The sequence below is a fragment of the Salinisphaera aquimarina genome, assembly GCF_042643355.1.
Taxonomy (GTDB): domain Bacteria; phylum Pseudomonadota; class Gammaproteobacteria; order Nevskiales; family Salinisphaeraceae; genus Salinisphaera; species Salinisphaera aquimarina.
This window is the reverse complement of record NZ_JBHRSS010000003.1, coordinates 781,801-801,866: the sequence shown is the minus strand read 5'-3', so window position 1 is coordinate 801,866 and position 20,066 is coordinate 781,801. Positions and strand designations below refer to the sequence as shown.

At 65.4% G+C, this 20,066-nt stretch carries 1 protein-coding gene; it reads left to right on the top strand.

What is annotated here, in order from left to right; all coding sequences use genetic code 11:
- Positions 1–226: 226 nt before the first annotated feature.
- Positions 227–20,062 carry an Ig-like domain-containing protein gene (locus ACFOSU_RS07130; RefSeq protein WP_380687898.1) on the top strand — a complete coding sequence of 6,612 codons (19,836 nt, stop codon included), beginning with the start codon at positions 227–229 and terminating at the stop codon, positions 20,060–20,062.
- The last annotated feature ends 4 nt before the right edge of the window (positions 20,063–20,066 follow it).

The following is a 20,066-nucleotide window of genomic DNA, read 5'->3' as shown; positions in this document are numbered from 1 at the left end:
TCCAGGTGACCCGCATATCGGCACATCTGCTTGAAAAAATATGCGTGCAGCACTCAATTCAAAACTGGATGACATTCGCGTCGAGGAGTCGTATTTTTAGCCTACTATTAGAAGGTTGGGGATTTTTCCAAGAGGTTCAGTTTCGATTGGTCTCGGCCGATAACGGATAAACCTGTAGCTGCCTGTACGCGTTTTGCCTAGTCGCTCAAAAAAGCCCGGTCAAGCAATGAACAAGAATCACGTTTCCCCTCGTTCGCCTTTTATCCGCGCTTTGGAGCCACGTCTGCTCTTCGACGGCGCGGTCACTGCCGCCGCCGCGGATACTGCGACGGACCAGGCTTTTGCGGCCCATCACGACGGTGCGGCGCAATCCGGAGATGGCCATGCGGCCGATGCCAGCGTGCCGCCGGCCGCGCAATCTCCGGTCGCGCGCGCGCTGGAGGCCAGCCAGTCGGCGCGTGCCGATCAAGGGCGCACGGCAATCTTCATCGACGCTGAAACCGCGGGCAGCGACCGCGCGGCGGTGTCCGCGGCGAATGAACGTGCCGATACCGACGTGTATGTCGTCGATGCTGCCGATGACGGCCTGGCCACGATCAGCAAGACGCTCGATGCACAGTCCGACTATCAGGCCGTCACCATTATCGGCCACGAAGCCGGCGACAAACTGTCGCTCGGCACGACCGAGCTGTCACAGCAGGGTCTCGATGCGTTCGCCGAGCGTTATGCCGCGGCCGGTCGGGACGGCGAACTGCGGGTTTTCGATCAGTCCATACTCGACGACGCCGCCCAGAACACACTGGCCGACGGCTCCTGGATGGACAGCAGCGATGTGCAGCCGCTGTTCGTTCTGCAGGCAGATCAAGATGGCAGCGACGCGGCCGCGGATGACGCCGGTATTGCCGCCTCCGTCAACGATTATTCGGCCGACAGTAGCCAGCCGGGCATCATCTTTGTCGACACGGGCGTCGACAATTACCAAAGCCTGGTCGACCAGTTCGACCCGTCGGCCGAAGTCGTGCTCATCGACCGCGACAGCGATGGTGTCGAGCAGATCCAGCGCACGCTCGACGGCCGCACGAATATCGGTGCGATTCATATCATCTCGCACGGCGGCGAAGGCGAAGTCACGCTGGGCACGGCCACGCTGAACGCGGAATCGATTCGCGGCGAATATGCCGATGAGTTGCAGGACATTGGTGCCTCGTTATCCGAGCGCGCGGACATTCTGATCTACGGCTGTAATTTCACCGTGGGCGAATCGGGTAGGGAGGCTGCTTCCCTGCTGGCCCGCCAGACCGGCGCCGATGTCGCTGCGTCCAGCGACGATACCGGCAGCGTGGATCTCAACGGCGACTGGGATCTGGAAACCCATATCGGCGAGATCGAGGCACGCGCCATTGATGCTTCGGCCTGGTCCGGGCGCCTGGCGGACCCGGTCAATCTCAATTTCAGCAATCCGCCGACGCTGGTCAGCGGCACCGCGAATCAGCCCGGCGCTGTCTATCGTTTTTCCAACGTGTCCCCGGGTATCGATGCGCTGGTCACGATCGACAGCAGGTCGAATGCCCAGGTGTCGGCACTGGACGAGAATGCCAACGGCGTGGCCGAGGGGTTTTCGCCGACTATCCAGGGGCAGGGCGCCAACGGCTACGTCCAGTTTTCCTTCCGCTTTGTGGACAGCGGCACGAACAATGCGCGCGTCGTTACTTTTACCGCGAGTTCGCTCGATGTCGACGCCACGTCGGAAACGATCCAGTTTCGTGGTACGAATAACTATACGGTCGAAAGCAACACGTATGTAACCGCGACCGTCGACGCCACGAACAGCAACGTGAATGTTCGTGGCGGCGGGCCGGGGGCATTCCCGACCTCGCGAACGGATACGCGTTATATCGTGTCCGCCAATTACTCCGACGTGACCGGGTTCACCTACCGCGCCGGCGTCGATGGCAACACCTCGCGACAGACCGCGCTGTTGTTCGAGAACGTCAATACCGGCAATTCGGCCAACATCAATTTCATCGACCCGGTGACCACGCAGCTGCCGGCAGCGACCAATGATCGAGTCGTCACGAGCGAAAACACGGCGGTCACCTTCCGGCCGCAGGCCAACGACGATCTGGGTGTGCCCGCGACCACGATCACCCGGGTCAACGGGACAGCCATAACCGCGGGCGGAGCTGCCGTGGCCGTGCCCAACGGCAGTGTGCAGCTGACTGCCGGCGGCGATCTGATCTATACGCCTGCCAGTGGTTTCGGCGGCACCGATTCGTTCACCTATACCATCCGTGATGCCAATGGTCGCTCCTCCACCGCGACGGTAAGCGCGGTCATCGACAACGACCGCGACGGCGTCGCCAACGTCGACGACATCGACGACGACAATGACGGCATTGTCGATACGGTCGAAAACAGCCACCCGGTGTTTACGCCCGCGGATTTCATCAATAACGGTTCCGCGCAGTCGGTCAACGATGACCCGACACTTGACCAGAATGAATTCCGCCTCACGCCCGATCTGGGGGGGCAGGTCGGTTCGATCAACTCGCAGGAGTTAATCGACTTTTCGCGCGACTTCACTGTCAACCTGGGCGTCTATCTTGGCATCAAGGACGGGGCCGGCGCCGACGGCATCACGATTTTCTTCCATAACGACCCGGCAGGCCAGAATGCGACAGGCCAGACGGGCCAGGGTATAGGCGCCCGCGGCCTGCAGAACGGCATCGCGATCGAGTTCGACACCTTCGACAACGGTACCGGCGGCGGTGACATACCGGACGATCACGTTTCGATCTTCGATACCGATTCGACCAATTTCGATTATCTGAGCGCTGCACAGTCGGTCGGCAATATCGAGGACGGTCAGTTCCACGACGCCGTCGTGACCTGGAATGCCAGCACGCAGACGATGGTTGTCACGTTGAACGGCCAGGAAAAGGCACGCGTCACCACGGACCTTGTCGCCAATTACTTCGGCGGCGCCGAGCGCGTGTTCTTCGGGGCGGCTGCATCCACGGGTGGCTTCTCGAACGAACATATCGTTCGGTTCGACGGCGCCAGTGGCTCGTTCTACAACCAGGACGGGACCAATATTGCGGACCCGGACGACGACGGTCTGATCAACAGTCTGGATATCGACTCGGACAATGATGGCATCACCGATAACGTCGAGGCCCAGACCACGGCCGGCTACAAGGCACCGTCCGGTATGGGCGGCACGGCCGCCTTCCGCGATGCCAACGGCGACGGGCTGGATGACAATTACGATGCCGGCGCGCTCGGCGCGGCCGGGGGTATCGGTCTGACACCGGTAGACACCGACAGCGACGGTGTACCCGACTATATCGATACCGACAGCGACGACGACGGCACCTCCGACATCGAGGAGGCCGGGCACGCCACGACCACCCTGGCCGGCACGGATTCCGACCACGATGGGCTGGACGACGCGTTCGACACCGTCCAGGGTTTCGATGTCAACGACGACAATATCGCCGGCGATAATGGCGGCGCCGACGGCGACTACAGCAACTTCACGCTCCGGGATGCCGACGGCGACACCAATGCCAACGAGGCGGTGCCCAACCGCACCAGCAACGATGCGTCGCCGCCGGTGTCCGATCTCGACTATCGCGACAACATCGCGGCGTTGGTGGCGCAGCCTGATCGCGGCAGCACGGACGAAGACGTCACGCTCAACGTGGACGCGGCATCCGGCCTGCTGGCCAACGACTCCGGTCCGGCCGGTCAGGTGCTGACCATCTCGGAATTCGCGGTCGCCGGCCGCAGCGTGACGGTCGATCCGGTCAACGGCGGCACCACCACGATCAGCGGCATCGGCACCCTGACGATCCGCGCCGATGGCGCCTACGATTTCGTGCCGGCCGCCAACTACAACGGCGTGGTGCCGCAGGTGACGTATACCGTGGTCGCCGGCGTGGCCAGTCGCACGACATCCACCCTGGATCTGACGGTCAACGCGATCGATGACGCACCGCAGAACAACCTGCCCGACAGCCAGGTAGTGGGAGAAGACAGCGTCATTATCTTTTCGCAGGCCAACGGTAACGCGATCACCATTCAGGACGTGGACAACAACAGCGCCACGGTGCGACTGTCTGCATCCAACGGCCTCATCACGCTGGGCGGTTTGAACGGCCTCACATTTTCCGAGGGTGATGGCGCCGCCGATGGTGCGATGACGTTCAGCGGTACCATCTCGGCTGTCAACGCGGCCCTGGAAGGGGCTCGGCTCGTGCCGAACGCCGATTACATCGGCAACGCCAGCCTGACGGTGCAGACCAGCAGCGGTTCTCCGGCGCTGACCGATACCGATACGCTGCAGATCAGCTATACGCCCGTGGCCGACATCGCCGATGACACGGCGACCACCAACGAAGATACCTCGGTCACGATCGACGTGCTGGCCAACGACAGCTTCGAGAACCCGGACGCCGCGATCAGCGCGATCGACGGCAGCGCGATCACCGCCGGCGGCGACGCGGTGGCCGTAGCCAACGGCAGCGTGCGTCTGCTGGCCAACGGTCAGCTGCAGTTCACGCCAGTCGCCGATTACAACGGCGACACCAGCTTCAACTACACGGTGACGAGCGCCAATAACACCGAGACCGCGACGGTGACGGTGTCGGTCAATCCGATCAACGATGCGCCGACCGTAAGCGACCCATTGCCCGATCGGACCGGGCAGGACGGCGACCCGATCACGATCGCGGCGGCCGGCGCCTTCAGTGATGCCGACAACGATACGTTGACCTATACCGCGGACGGCCTGCCGGACGGATTGGTCATCGACGCGGCTACCGGCGAGATCACCGGTAATCTACCGGCCGATGCCTCGGTCAACAGCCCCTACAGCATCACCGTGACCGCCAACGACGGCAACGGTGGCACCGTCAGCGATACGTTCACGATCAGCAGCACCAATGTGGCCCCCACGGCCGGCCAGGATGCGGCATCAACGGGCGAAAACAACACGACCGCGGGTAATGTGTTGGCCAACGATGTCGACGGCGGCAACGATGGCGATACGCTGTCCGTGAGTCAGGTGGCCGGCGCCGCAGCCAGCGTGGGTCAGCCGGTGGCCGGCAGCGATGGCGGTTCGTTCGTGATCAACGCCGACGGCAGTTACACCTTCGATCCGGGCGCGGATTTCGATAATCTCGCGGCGGGCGAATCCCTGACCACGCAAGTGCTCTATCAGGTGAGCGACGGTCAGGGCGGCACCGATACCACGGCGCTCACCGTCACCGTCAACGGCGCCAATGACGCACCGACGGTTGTCGCGCCGCTGGACAATCAGTCCAGCCAGGACGGCGAAACCGTGTCCATCGCCACGGCCGGCGGTTTCAACGACCTCGACGATAGCGACACCCTCGTATATACCGCCACGGCCTTGCCGCCTGGGCTGTCAATCGATGCCGACACCGGCGAGATTACGGGCACGCTGGACGCCGATGCCTCCCAGGCCGGGCCGTACAACGTGACGGTCACCGCGACCGACGGCAGTGGCGAGCAGACGAGTTCCAGTTTCAACTGGGCCGTCGCCAATCCGCCGCCGGTGGCCAACGGCGATACCGGTACGACCAGCGAAAACGTGGATACCGCCGGCAACGTGCTGGCCAACGATGTCGACGGCGGCAACGACAGCGATACGCTCGCAGTCAGCCAGGTCGGCGGCAACGCGGCCGGCGTGGGTGCGGCTGTCGATGGCGACAATGGCGGTACCTTCACGATCGGCGCCAATGGCGACTACAGCTTCGCCCCGGGGGCGGCGTTCGATTATCTGTCGGCAGGCGAAACCGCGTCGACGCGCGTCACCTACACCGTTTCCGACGGCCAGGGCGGTACATCGAGCAGTGTGCTCACCGTCACCGTGACCGGGACCAACGATGCCCCGGTCGCCGGTACGATTCCGGCTCAGAGCGATCGCGATGGCGAGAGCATTTTGCTACCCACGTCGGGCTTCTTCGATGATGCCGACGCCAACGATACGCCCAGCTATGCGGCCACGGGCCTGCCGGCGGGGCTGAGTATCGATCCGGACAGCGGCGTCATCAGCGGCCAGATCGATAGCGACGCCTCGCAGGGTGGCGACAACGGCACCTACAGCGTCACCGTGAGCATCGACGACGGCCAGGGCGGCACCACGAGCACGACCTTCGACTGGGTCGTCGCCAACCCGCCGGTCAGCGGCGTGGACGATACCGACACCACCACCGAAGACGCCGCCATCAGCCGCGCGGCCGGCCAGGGCGTACTCGTCAACGATATCGATCCCGACAACGACACGCTCAGCGTGGCCCAGGTCGAGAACGATGCCGCCAATGTCGGCGCCGGCGTGACCGGCAGCAACGGTGGCCTGTTCACCGTCAACGCGGACGGCTCCTATAGCTTTGATCCGGGCAACGAGTTCCAGTATCTGTCGGAAGGCGAGAGTGCGACGACGTCGGTGATCTATCAGGTCAGCGACGGCCAGGGCGGTCTGGATACCGCGCGACTGACGGTCACCGTCACCGGCGCCAACGATGCCCCGACCGTGGATATACCGCCAGAGGATCTGGCCAATTCCGACGGCGAGACGGTGTCCGTGCCCACGGCCGGCGCCTTCGCCGATGTCGATGCCAACGACAGTCTGACGTTCTCGGCCACCGGTCTGCCGCCGGGCTTGTCGATCAATACCGCGACCGGCGAAATCACCGGCCAGCTTGCCGCTGATGCCTCGCAGGGCGGCAACGGCGGGGTTTATACCATCACGGTTACCGCCGACGACGGGCACGACGGTGGCCAGGCCAGCGCCCAGTTCGACTGGACGATCAGCAACCGGCCGCCGATCGCCAACGACGACAGCGCGGCCACCACCGAGAATGCCGCGGCCATCAGCGGCAATGTCAGCGCCAACGATACCGATGGCGGCGCCGATACCGACGCGCTGACTGTTACGCAAGTGAACATGACAGCCGGCAATGTCGGCCAGGCGATTGCCGGCAGCAATGGCGGCACGTTCACCGTGAACGCCGATGGCAGCTACACATTCGATGGCGCGGGCGATTTCGACGGTCTGGCCGAGGGGCAGACGGCCACCACCGCGGTGACCTATCAGATCAGCGATGGCCAGGGCGGCACCGATACCGCGACGCTCAGCGTTACCGTGACCGGTACCAACGATGCGCCGGTCGTGCGCACGCCCTTGCCTGATCTTGCCGCAAACGATGGCGACCCAGTGTCGGTATCGACTGCCGGCAGCTTCCGCGATCCGGATGCCAACGATACGCTGCGCTACAGCGTGAGCGGCCTGCCGGCCGGGTTGACGATCAATCAGCAGACCGGTGTGATCAGCGGCACCATCGACCGCTCGGCGTCCCAGAACAACGCCGGCAGTTATTCGGTCGCCGTCACCGCCAGCGACGGTCAGGGTGGCACGGTCACCGATACCTTCACCTGGTCGGTCACCAATCGACGCCCGGTTGCCGGCGACGACACCGCGGACACCACCGAAAACGCCGCGGCCACGGGCAACGTGCTCGGCAACGACAGCGATGGCGCTGGCGATACCGATCCGTTGATCGTCAGCCAGGTGGATGGCAACGCCGCCGGGGTCGGCACGGCTGTGCCAGGTGGCAACGGCGGTGCATTCACGATCAACGCCGACGGCAGCTATACGTTTGAACCCGGGGCGGACTTCGACGATCTGGCGGCGGGCGAGACGCGCTTGACGTCGGTGATCTATCAGGTCAGCGATGGTCAGGGCGGGTTCGATAGCGCGCGTCTGAGTGTCACGGTCACCGGTACCAACGACGCTCCGGTCGTCGTCGGCGATGGCCTGCAGGATCTCGAGAGCAATAATTCCGAAAGCGTGTCGGTACCCACCGCGGGTGCATTCTCCGATGCCGATACCGACGACACCCTGACTTACAGCGTCGCGGGCTTGCCGGACGGTCTGACGATCGACCCGAATACAGGCATCATCAGCGGCACCGTATCGGCCACCGCCTCCGGTGGCGGGCCCAACAACGATGGTGTGTACCTCATCGAGGTGACCGCAAGCGATGGGACGGCGCAGACCACCAGCCAGTTCAGCTGGACGATCGACAACTTGGCGGTTTCCGCTCATGACGATGTCGGCCAGACCGACGAGAACCAACGTCTGGATGTCGACGCGGCCAACGGCGTGACCTCCAACGATGACGACGCCGACGGCGGCGGTATCTTCGTCACCGGTGTGGGCGGCGATCCGGCCAACGTGGGCATGACGGTCGACGGCAGCAATGGTGGCCAGTTCGTTGTCAACGAAGACGGCAGCTACAGCTTTCTGCCAAATGCCGATTTCGATTATCTCGCGGAGGGCGAGCAGTCCACCACCTCGGTGACCTATCAGATCGCCGATGGTCAGGGCGCGTCCGATACGGGGCGGCTGACGATCACCGTCACGGGCACCAATGATGCCCCCACGGTCGTACACGCGCCGGCTCCGGTCTCCAGCAACGATGGCGACACCGTCAGCGTGCCCACGGCCGGCAGTTTCACCGATATCGACGACAGCGATAACCTGGCCTACAGCGCCACCAACCTGCCGCCGGGTCTGACCATCGATTCGGCGACCGGCATCATCAGCGGCCGCCTCGACGCCGCTGCCTCGGCCGGGGGCGACAACAACGACGGTGTCTATGCCGTCACCGTGACGGCCGCCGACGGCAACGGCGGCACGGTGGATACCACCTTCACCTGGACTGCGGTCAACCGGCCGCCGATCGCCAACAACGATGTCGATACGGTTACCGTGGGTGACACGGCGACTGGTTCGGTCAGTGCCAATGATCGCGATGGCGGCAACGATACCGATCCGTTGACCGTGGCCAGCGTCGACGGGCTGGCTGCGAACATCGGCGCCGATGTCACCGGCGGCAATGGTGGCACTTTCGTCATCAATACCGACGGCAGCTACACCTTCGACCCGGGCAGCGATTTCGATCGCCTCGGCGCGGGCGACGAGGCCACCACGAGCGTGGTCTACGAGATCAGCGACGGCCAGGGCGGCGTGGACGAAGCCCGGATCACCGTCACGGTGACCGGTGTCAACGATGCGCCAACCACCACCGATCTGATCGACCAGTCGAACAACGACGGCGAAGCGATCTCGGTGCCGACCGCCGGGGCCTTCGATGACGTCGACGATAATGACAGCCTGACCTATAGCGCCGGCACCACGTTGCCGCCCGGTCTGACGATCGATGCCGCTACCGGGCGCATCAGCGGTGCGCTCACGCCGGCGGCCTCGCAGGGTGGCCCCAATGGAGACGGGGTCTATACCGTCACCATTACGGCCACGGACGCCGCGGGCGCCATGGCGAGTACCGATTTCACCTGGACGGTGACCAACAGCGCGCCGGTGGCGGTCAACGACAGCGCGGCCGTGACCGAAAACCAGGCGGCCAGCGGCAATGTCATCACAGGTGTCGACGGCGTGGGCGCCGATCGCGACGGCGGTGCGGACACCGATACGCTGACCGTCGTCGATGTAGACGGCACCGCGGTCGCTGCCGGCCAGCCGGCGAGCGTCACCGGCGACCTGGGCGGCACGTTCACCGTCAACGCCGACGGCAGCTATGATTTTGCGCCCGGCACCGATTTCGACAACCTGTCCGCCGGCGAAACAGCCATCACGGGGATCACCTATCGCATCAGCGATGGCCAGGGTGGCTTCGACAGCGCCCGACTGGCCGTCACCGTGACCGGCACCAACGACGATCCGACCGTCGACAACCCGTTGCCCGACCTCGCCAGCAACGATGGCGACAACACCAACATCGCCACGGCCGGCGCATTTGCCGATCTGGATGCCAACGATACGCTGACGTATCAGGTCTCCGGCCTGCCCGATGGCGTCTCGATCAATGCCGATACCGGGGAGATCGTCGGTCGATTGAGCCCGTCAGCCTCGCAGACAAACGGCGGCGTCTACGACGTGACGGTGACCGCGGTGGATTCGCAGGGCGCGACGGTCAGCGACACGTTCACCTGGACCATCGCCAATCCGAGCCCGACCGCCGCCACCGATATGGCGACCACGGACGAAAACGCGACCGTCACCCGCGATGCGGCCAACGGTGTGCTGGCCAACGATGCCGATGGCAACAGCGACACCGATATGCTCACGGTGGCCCAGGTCGGCGGCACCGCAGCCGGCGTCGGCCAATCGGTGGTCGGCACCGGCGGCGGCACGTTCGTCGTCGGCGCCGACGGCAGCTATACCTTCGATCCGGGCGCGGACTTCGAGGATCTCGGCGTTGGCGAAAGCCGTAATACGTCGGTCAGCTATCAGGTCAGCGATGGCCAGGGCGGCACCGCGACCTCCCGGCTGGTGATAACCGTCACCGGTGACAACGATGCGCCGACTGTCGGTGCCCCGCTCAACGATCTGTCCAGCCGCGACGGCGATACGGTCTCGGCCTCGGTCGCCGGTGCATTCCAGGACGCCGATACCAACGATACGTTGACCTATAGCGCACTCGATACCAACGGCGATAGTACTCTGCCGCCCGGGTTGGTTCTTGATAGCAGTACGGGCCGTATCACCGGTACCGTCAGCCCGGATGCCTCGGTTGGCGGGCCGTACACGGTGACCATCACGGCCACCGATTCCGCCGGCGCCCAGGTCAGCGACGAGTTCGTCTGGCAGATCGACAACCCGGCGCCGGAAGCCGCGCCGGATACCGCGGCGACTGACGAAAACGACGATCTGTCGATCGACGCCGCCAACGGCGTGCTGGCCAATGATGTCGATGGCGGCAACGACAGCGATACGCTGACCGTTTCGCAGATCGATGGCAGCGCCGCCAATATCGGTCAGGCGACCGCCGGCAGCAATGGCGGATTGTTCACCGTCAACGCCGACGGCAGCTACGCTTTCGCGACCGGCACCGACTTCGACGATCTCTCCGTCGGCGAGACACGCGCCACCCAGGTGAGCTATCAGGTGTCGGACGGCCAGGGCGGTTTCGATACCAATACGCTCACCGTGACCGTTACCGGTACCAACGATGCCCCCACGGTCGTCGCGCCCACGCCGGATCGTACCGGCAGTGACGGCGATGCCGTATCGATCTCCACGGCCGGCGCATTCAGCGACCGTGACGCCAGCGATCAACTGACCTACAGCGCCGCGGGTCTGCCGGCCGGGTTCACGATCGATGCGGATACCGGCCTGATCACCGGCACGCTGGGGCCGGATGCCTCGCAGAACGGGCCTTTCACCATTCAGGTCACCGCCAACGATGGTCAGGGCGGCACGGTCAGCGACACGTTTGCTTTGTCTTCGACCAATGTGGCCCCGATAGCGATCGCCGACCAGGGCGAAGCGACTGAAAACGGCTCGGCAACGGGCAATGTGCTGGCCAACGACGCCGATGGCGGCAACGATACGGATACCCTGAGCGTGGCTCAGGTGGCCGGGGCGACCGGCAATGTCGGCCAGGCGACAGCGGGCGACAACGGCGGCGCGTTCACCGTGTCCGCGAACGGCGCCTACAGCTTCGATCCGGGCGCCGACTTCGACGACCTGGCCGTGGGCGAGACGCGCACCACGAGCATCAGCTACCAGGTCAGCGACGGCCAGGGCGGTGTCGATACGTCCAGCATCACAGTGCTGGTCACCGGGACCAACGATGCGCCGACCGTGGCTCAAGGCACGCCGGACCAGACCGCCAGCGACGGTGACACGTTGTCCATCGCCGCCGGTGATGCATTCGCCGATGCCGATAACAGCGACACGCTGTCGTACAGCGCCAGCGGGCTGCCGGCGGGCCTGGATATCGACCCGGATACGGGGCTGATCACCGGCACGCTGGGGCCGAATGCCTCGCAGAACGGGCCTTTCACCATCGCCGTGACTGCCGATGATGGCAACGGCGGGACCGTCACCGATACCTTCGAAATCAGTTCGAGCAACGTCGCACCGGTGGCCCTGGACGATGCCGGCAACACGTCTGAACGCGACCCCCTGAACGGCGACGTGCTGGCCAACGATCGCGACGGCGGCAACGACAGCGATATCGTCAATGTGGCGCAGGTCGCCGGTAACGCGGCCAATGTGGGCGCGGCCACCAACGGCAGCAACGGCGGCACGTTCACCATCGACGCTAACGGCCAGTACACCTTCGATCCGGGTACGGACTTCAGCAACCTGCGCGATGGCGATACCCGCGCTTCGTCCATCACCTACCAGATCAGCGACGGCCAGGGCGGCGTCGCCACGGCGACGCTTACCGTGACCGTGACCGGCGGCAACGATGCGCCGGTGGTTACCGATCCGACGGCCGACCAGAGCGCCCAGGACGGCGATGCGATATCGATTCCGGCCGGCGATGCCTTCACCGACGTGGAAGGCGATAATCTGAGTTACACGGCCACCGGCCTGCCCGACGGTCTGACCATCGACCCGGATAGCGGCCTGATTACCGGCAACCTGCCGGCCGATGCCTCCCAGAACGGCCCGTTCTCGATCCAGGTGACGGCCGACGATGGCAACGGCGGTAGTGCCACCGAAACCTTCGTCATCACGTCGACCAACGTGGCGCCGGTGGCGGCGAGCGATCAGGCGGCGACCGCAGAGAATGATGCTGCCAATGGCAATGTGCTGGCCAACGACCGCGACGGCGGCAACGACAGCGATGCCCTGGTCGTGTCCCAGGTCAACGGCAGCGCGGGGTCGGTTGGCCAGGCCGCCGATGGCAGCAATGGCGGCACGTTCACCGTTGCCGAGGACGGCAGTTATGTGTTCCAGCCCGGCGCCGATTTCGACGACCTGGCCGTCGGCGAGACACGCACCACCTCGATCAGCTACCAGGTCAGCGATGGCCAGGGCGGTGTCGACAGCCAGACGCTGATCGTCACGGTCAGCGGCAGCAACGATGCCCCGGTGGTTGCGCAGGGCACGCCCGACCAGACTGCCAGCGACGGCGATACGGTCTCGATCCCGGCCGGCGCGGCCTTCAGCGATGCCGATGCCAGCGATCAGCTCGTCTACAGTGCCACCGGCCTGCCGGCCGGTCTGTCGATCGATTCCGGCACCGGCGCGATCACCGGCACGCTGGCTGCGGATGCGTCGGCCAACGGCCCGTTCAGCATTGTGGTCACCGCCGACGACGGTAACGGCGGTACCGTCACCGACAGCTTCACGCTCACGTCGAGCAACGTTGCCCCGGTCGCCGCGGCAGACGCGAACACGACCGAGGAAAACACGTCGGCGGTCGGCAACGTACTCGCCAACGATGTCGATGGCGGCAACGATACCGACACGCTGACCGTATCCCAGGTCGATGGGGCGGCCGGCAACATCGGCCAACCCACGGGGGGCAGCGCCGGCGGTGCGTTCACCATCAACGCGGACGGGACCTATCTGTTCAACCCCGGCAGCGACTTCGACGACCTGGGTAACGGCGAGAGCCGTAGCACTCAGATCGGCTACCAGGTCAGCGACGGTCAGGGCGGGGTCGATACCCAGACCGTCACCGTGACGGTCACCGGTACCAATGATGCGCCCACAGTCGCCCAGGGCACGGCCAATCAGAGCGCCAGCGACGGCGATGCAGTAGCGATTGCCGCCGGTGATGCGTTCACCGATGTCGAAGGCGACGACCTGAGCTACAGCGCGACCGGTCTGCCGGCCGGCGTGACCATCGACCCGGATACCGGAGCCATCACCGGCACGCTGGGGGCCGACGCCTCGGCCAACGGCCCGTACACGATCACCGTCACGGCCGACGACGGCAATGGCGGCACGGTCAGCAACCAGTTCACGCTGACCGCGAGCAACGTGGCGCCGGTAGCAGCGGCCGATCAGGCCACGGCCGACGAAAACACGCCGGCGAGTGGCAACGTGCTGGCCAACGACGTCGATGGTGGCAACGACAGCGATGCCCTCACGGTCAGCCAGGTGGGCGGTGACGCCAACGGCGTCGGCCAGCCGGTGGCGGGCAGCAACGGCGGGGCATTCACCATCGATGCCGATGGCAGCTATACCTTTGTCCCCGGCAACGACTTCGACGATCTGAACACCGGCCAGACCCGGACCAGCCAGATCAGCTACCAGGTCAGTGACGGCCAGGGGGGCTTCGACACGCAGACAGTGGCCGTGACGGTGACGGGCACCAACGACGCGCCGGTGGTGGCCCAGCCCACCTCGCCGCAGCGAGCCGCGGATGGCGATACCGTGTCGATTGCGGCCGGCGATGCCTTCGCCGACACCGACAACGGCAACCTGAGCTACTCGGCAACGGGCCTGCCCGCGGGCCTGACGATCGATGCGGATACCGGCCAGATCACGGGCACACTCGGCTCCGACGCGTCGGTCAATGGCCCCTACACGATCACCGTGACCGCCGACGACGGCAATGGCGGCACGATTGCCGACAGCTTCACGCTGACCTCGACCAATACCGCGCCGATCGCCCAGGCCGATACTGCGGCGACCGGGCAGAACGGGGCGGCGAGCGGCGATGTGCTGGCCAATGACCGCGATGGCGGCAATGACAGCGATGCGTTGACGGTCAGCCAGGTGGACGGCAGTGCCAACAACGTCGGCACGCCGACGGCCGGCAGCAACGGCGGGGCATTCACCATCGGTGCCGACGGCAGCTATACCTTCGACCCCGGGACCGATTTCGCCGATCTCGGCGAAGGCGAATCCCGAACGACCACAACCACCTATCAGGTAAGCGACGGCCAGGGCGGTGTGGACACGCAGACGGTGACCGTCACCGTGATCGGCGCCAACGATGCGCCGGCCGTGGCGCGGCCGACGCCGAACCAGACCGCCAATGATGGCGATACGCTGGCTATCCCGGCCGGCGACGCCTTCAACGATGCCGAAGGCGACAACCTCAGCTACAGCGCCACCGGCCTGCCGGCGGGCCTGTCGATCGATCCGGATACCGGCCTGATTACGGGCACCCTGGGCGCTAACGCCGCGGTCAACGGCCCGTACACGATTGCCGTGACGGCCGACGACGGCAACGGGGGCACGGTCACCGATACGTTCCAGCTCACGCCGAGTAACACGCCGCCAGTGGCGGCGCCGGATACGGCCACTGCCGGCGAGAACACGCCGGTGACCGGGAACGTGCTGGCCAACGACGCCGATGGCGGCAACGATAGCGATGCACTCACTGTCAGCCAAGTGGCCGGCAACGCCAACGCCGTCGGCCAGCCGACAGCCGGCAGTACCGGCGGCGCGTTCACCATCGCCGCGGATGGCAGCTATCGCTTCGATCCGGGCACCGATTTCGACGACCTCGGCGCCGGAGAGAGCCGCACCACCAATATCAGTTATCAGGTCAGCGACGGTCAGGGCGGCGTCGATACCCAGACCGTGACCGTGACGGTCACCGGTGCCAACGATGCACCCACCGTGGCACAGCCGATACCCGATCAGACCGGCAGCGATGGCGATACGCTGGCAATTGCCGCCGGTGAAGCCTTTGCGGATGTCGAAGGCGACAACTTGAGCTACAGTGCCACCGGCCTGCCGGCGGGCCTGTCGATCGACCCCGATACCGGGCTGATCACCGGCACGCTGGGTCCGGATGCCTCCGCCAATGGCCCGTACACGATCGTCGTGACCGCCAACGACGGCAACGGCGGCACGGTCAGCAATCGGTTCAGCCTGACCCCGAGCAACACCGCGCCCACGGCGTCGCCGGACACGGCCACGACCGGCGAGAACACGCCGGTGACCGGCAATGTGCTGGCCAACGACGTCGACGGCGGCAACGACGGCGACGACTTGACGGTCCGCCAGGTCGCCGGCGTCGGGGCGAATGTGAGCCAGCCGACCGCCGGCAGTGCCGGTGGGGCGTTCACCATCAATGCCGATGGCAGCTACACCTTCGACCCCGGCACCGATTTCGACGATCTTGCGGCCGGCGACGTGCGTACCACCACGATCACCTACCAGGTCAGCGACGGCCAGGGCGGGGTCGACACCCAGACCCTCACGACCACGGTCACCGGCGTCAACGATGCGCCGGCGGCCGGCGCGGTGCCGCTGGCCGATCGCACCGGGCGTGACAGCCAGAATGTGGTCATCGGTGCCTCGGAGGCTTTCCGCGACATCGATGGCGACACGCTGACCTACAGCGCCACCAACCTGCCGCCGGGCCTCGTCATCGATGCGGATACCGGCGTCATCAGCGGCCGCCTGGCCAACAATGCCTCGGTTGGCGGGCCCTACGCGGTCACGGTCACCGCGCGCGACGGCAACGGCGGCTCGCTGAGCCAGAGCTTCGACTGGACGATCACCAACGACCCGCCGGTCGCCAACGACGATATGGGCTCTACCACGCAGGATCGCGCGATCACCGTGACCGCCGAGAGTGGCGACGGCGTGCTCGGCAACGACAGCGATCCGGACGGCGACGGCATTACGCTAACCGCAATCAACGGCAATGCCGGCAATATCGGTCAGCCGGTGGCCGGCGACAACGGCGGCCTGTTTACCATCGGCCCGGACGGTGGCTATACATTCGACCCGAACGGCGATTTTGCCGGCCTGCAAGCGGGCCAGAGTGCGGCCACCACCGTCACTTATCGCATCAACGACGACGATGGCGGCTCGGTGGAAGGCCAGTTGGTCGTGGTCGTCAACGGTGCCAATGACGCACCGGTGGTCGTCGCGCCGACGCCCGATCAGAGTGCGCGCGATGGCGATCGCGTGGTCATTCCGGCCGGTGAGGCGTTCCGCGATGCCGATCAGGATCCGCTCACCTACAGCGCCAGTGGCCTGCCGGCCGGTCTGGCAATCGATGCAGACAGCGGCCTGATCACCGGCACGCTCGGTTCCGATGCGTCGGCCAACGGGCCGTATACGGTCACCGTGACGGCCGATGACGGCAACGGGGCGACGGTGACCAACACCTTCACCCTGACGCCGGCAAACCGCGCGCCCAACGCGGCGCCGGATATCGCTGCGAGTGGCGAAAACAACCCCGTTGCCGGCAACGTACTCGCCAATGATGTGGACGGCGGCAACGATCGCGACCCGCTCACGGTGTCGCAGGTGGGCGGTGACGCGGCCAACGTGGGCGCGCCGACCGCCGGCAGCAACGGCGGCACGTTCACGGTCAACGCCGATGGCAGCTATCGCTTCAATCCGGGCGCCGATTTCGACGACCTCGGCGCGGGCGAAACACGGACCTCCACCATCAGCTATCAGGTCAGCGACGGCCAGGGCGGCGTGGATACGCAGACCGTCGTGGTGACCGTTACCGGCACCAACGATGCGCCGGCTGTGGTCCGGCCGACGCCTGATCAGAGCGCGGGCGACGGCGATGCGGTCACGATTGCGGCCGGCGATGCCTTCGTCGATGCCGAAGGCGACGACCTGAGCTATACCGCGACGGGTCTGCCCGCGGGGCTGGCCATCGATCCGGATACCGGCCTGATCACTGGCACGCTCGGCTCCGATGCGTCGGCCAACGGGCCCTACACGATCACCGTGACCGCATCGGATGGCAACGGCGGCACGGCGGTCAATACGTTCCGGCTGGCGCCGGTCAACGCTGCACCCGTGTCGTCGGCGGACACCGCAACGACCGGCGAAAACCAGCCTGCGACTGGCAATGTGCTGGCCAACGACCGCGATGGCGGCAATGACAGCGATGCGCTGAGCGTGTCGCAGGTGGGTGGCTCAGGCGGCAATGTCGGCCGGCCGACCACTGGCAGCACCGGCGGCCTGTTCACCGTCAACGCCGACGGCAGTTACCGTTTCGACCCGGGCAACGACTTTGATGATCTGGGTACGGGTGAAACGCGTACGAGTACGGTCAGCTATCAGGCCAGCGATGGTCAAGGCGGGGTCGCCACGCAGACCTTGACCGTCACCGTGACCGGCGCCAATGACGCGCCCGCGGTAACGCGCCCGACTTCCGACCAGAGTGCGCAGGACGGCGACACGGTGTCGATTGCCGCGGGCGATGCGTTTACCGATAGTGAAGGCGATGCCCTGCGCTACAGTGCGGTCGGCCTGCCGGAGGGGTTGAGTGTCGATCCGGCGACCGGTCTGATCACCGGCACGCTCAGTCCCGGTGCCTCTATCAACGGCCCATACACGATCACCGTCACCGCCAGCGACGGCAACGGGGGCACAGCCAGCGACAGCTTCGACCTGACGCCAGGCAACGTGGCGCCGAGAGCCGGTGTGGATACGGTTAGCGTGGATGAAGACACGCCGGTCACCGGCAATGTGCTCGCCAACGACGCCGACGGTGGTAACGACAATGACCCACTGACGGTCGCGCAGGTCGACGGTGATCCGGCGGGCGTGGGCACCCCGGTGAACGCGGCCAATGGCGGCCAGTTCACGATCAACGCGGACGGCTCGTATCGCTTCAACCCGAACGGCGACTTCGACGACCTGGCGGTGGGCGAGAGCCGCACGACCACGGTCAGCTATCAGGTGTCGGACGGCAACGGCGGCACGGACACCGCGACGCTGACGGTCACCGTCAGCGGCACGAATGATGCGCCGGCAGGCAACGATGACGTGGCTACGACCGACGAGAACACGCCGGCGACGGGTAACGTGCTGGTCAACGACACCGACGCGGATGCCAGCGATACGCTGACCGTCGCCCAGGTCGGAGGTGATGCCGATAACGTCGGTGCGCCGACCGGTGGTTCCAACGGTGGCCAGTTCACGGTCAACGCCGACGGAACGTACAGCTTCGACCCGGACGGCGACTTCGACGACCTGGGCGTTGGTGAAAGCCGCACGACCACGGTCAGCTATCAGGTGTCGGATGGCAACGGCGGCACGGACACCGCGACGCTGACGATCACCGTCAACGGTGTCAACAACGCGCCTGGCGCCGGCGATATTCCTGACGACAGAACCCCGTTCGGTGCCGGCTACGAAAACGATGTGTCGGATGCTTTTGCCGACAACGATCTCAACGAAACCCTCACGTACTCGGCGCAGGGCCTGCCGGCCGGTCTGTCGATCGACCCGGATACGGGTGTGATCAGCGGCAATCCGGTGGGCATCGGGTCGTTCTCGATCACTGTGACCGCTACCGACGGTGCCGGTGCCACGGCCAGCCGCCAGTTCGATCTGCGCGTGCTGCCGCCTGCTGTGGTCAGCGACGATTCGGGCCTCGTGTTCGGGGCCGGACCGGGTGCCGAGGGTATCGGCAGCTACTCGCTGGTCTCTGGAGGTTTCCTGGGCACGGCATCGGGATTCGAGTCGGGTGTGTCCGGGGTCGATCTCACGGTGCCGGATCTGTTCACCAACGATCTGCTGGGGCTCGGTCTGCCGACCGGGGCGCTGGATACGACCTTCGAGCCGATCAATCTGCGTTACCAGGCGACCGAGACCGACGGCAGCCCGCTGCCGGGCACGTTGACGGTGAATGCCGATACCGGCGAAATCACCGGCCAGTTGCCGCCCGGCATGGACCGTGCGCGCCTGACCGTGATCGGGATCGATGACAACGGCAACACGCGTACCCGCGAAGTGTGGGTCGATGCCGATGGCCACATACTTCAGAACGGTGGCGGCGAGGCCGATACGGACGGCAAGACCATTGAGTATCGACGTGTACAAGTGGTCGTCGGTATCGATGGCAGCGTGACGGTCGAGTCGATCGATGATGCCGGCAATACCATGCGGGCCCAGTCGATTCGGGTGGATGGCAACTATCTGGATATCCGGATTCTCGACCCGGAAGCCAGGGATGTGTCGGGCTACACCGGCCAGCTCACCAGCGGCGCCCCGTTGCCCGATGGACTGTCGGTGGATACGCAGACCGGACGAGTGAGTGGCGAGATTCCGGCCGGGACAGAACGGCTCTCGATCAGCATCGTGGCGCATCACAACGACGGCGATGCCCGGGTGTTCGATATCGATCTGGACTTGTCCAACAGCGACAACGATTCGGCGACATGGCAGCCACTCGACGCGCAGGTACAGCTCGCACTCGCGAGCTCCGGTGACGTCAGCGAGTCGACGCATGGTGCACGGATAGCTGCCGCATTGGGGTTCAATTGATAAA

Coding starts and splice junctions, on each gene's coding strand:
- ACFOSU_RS07130 (WP_380687898.1), top strand. CDS start 227: ATGAACAAGAATCACGTTTCCCCTCGTTCGCCTTTTATCCGCGCTTTG.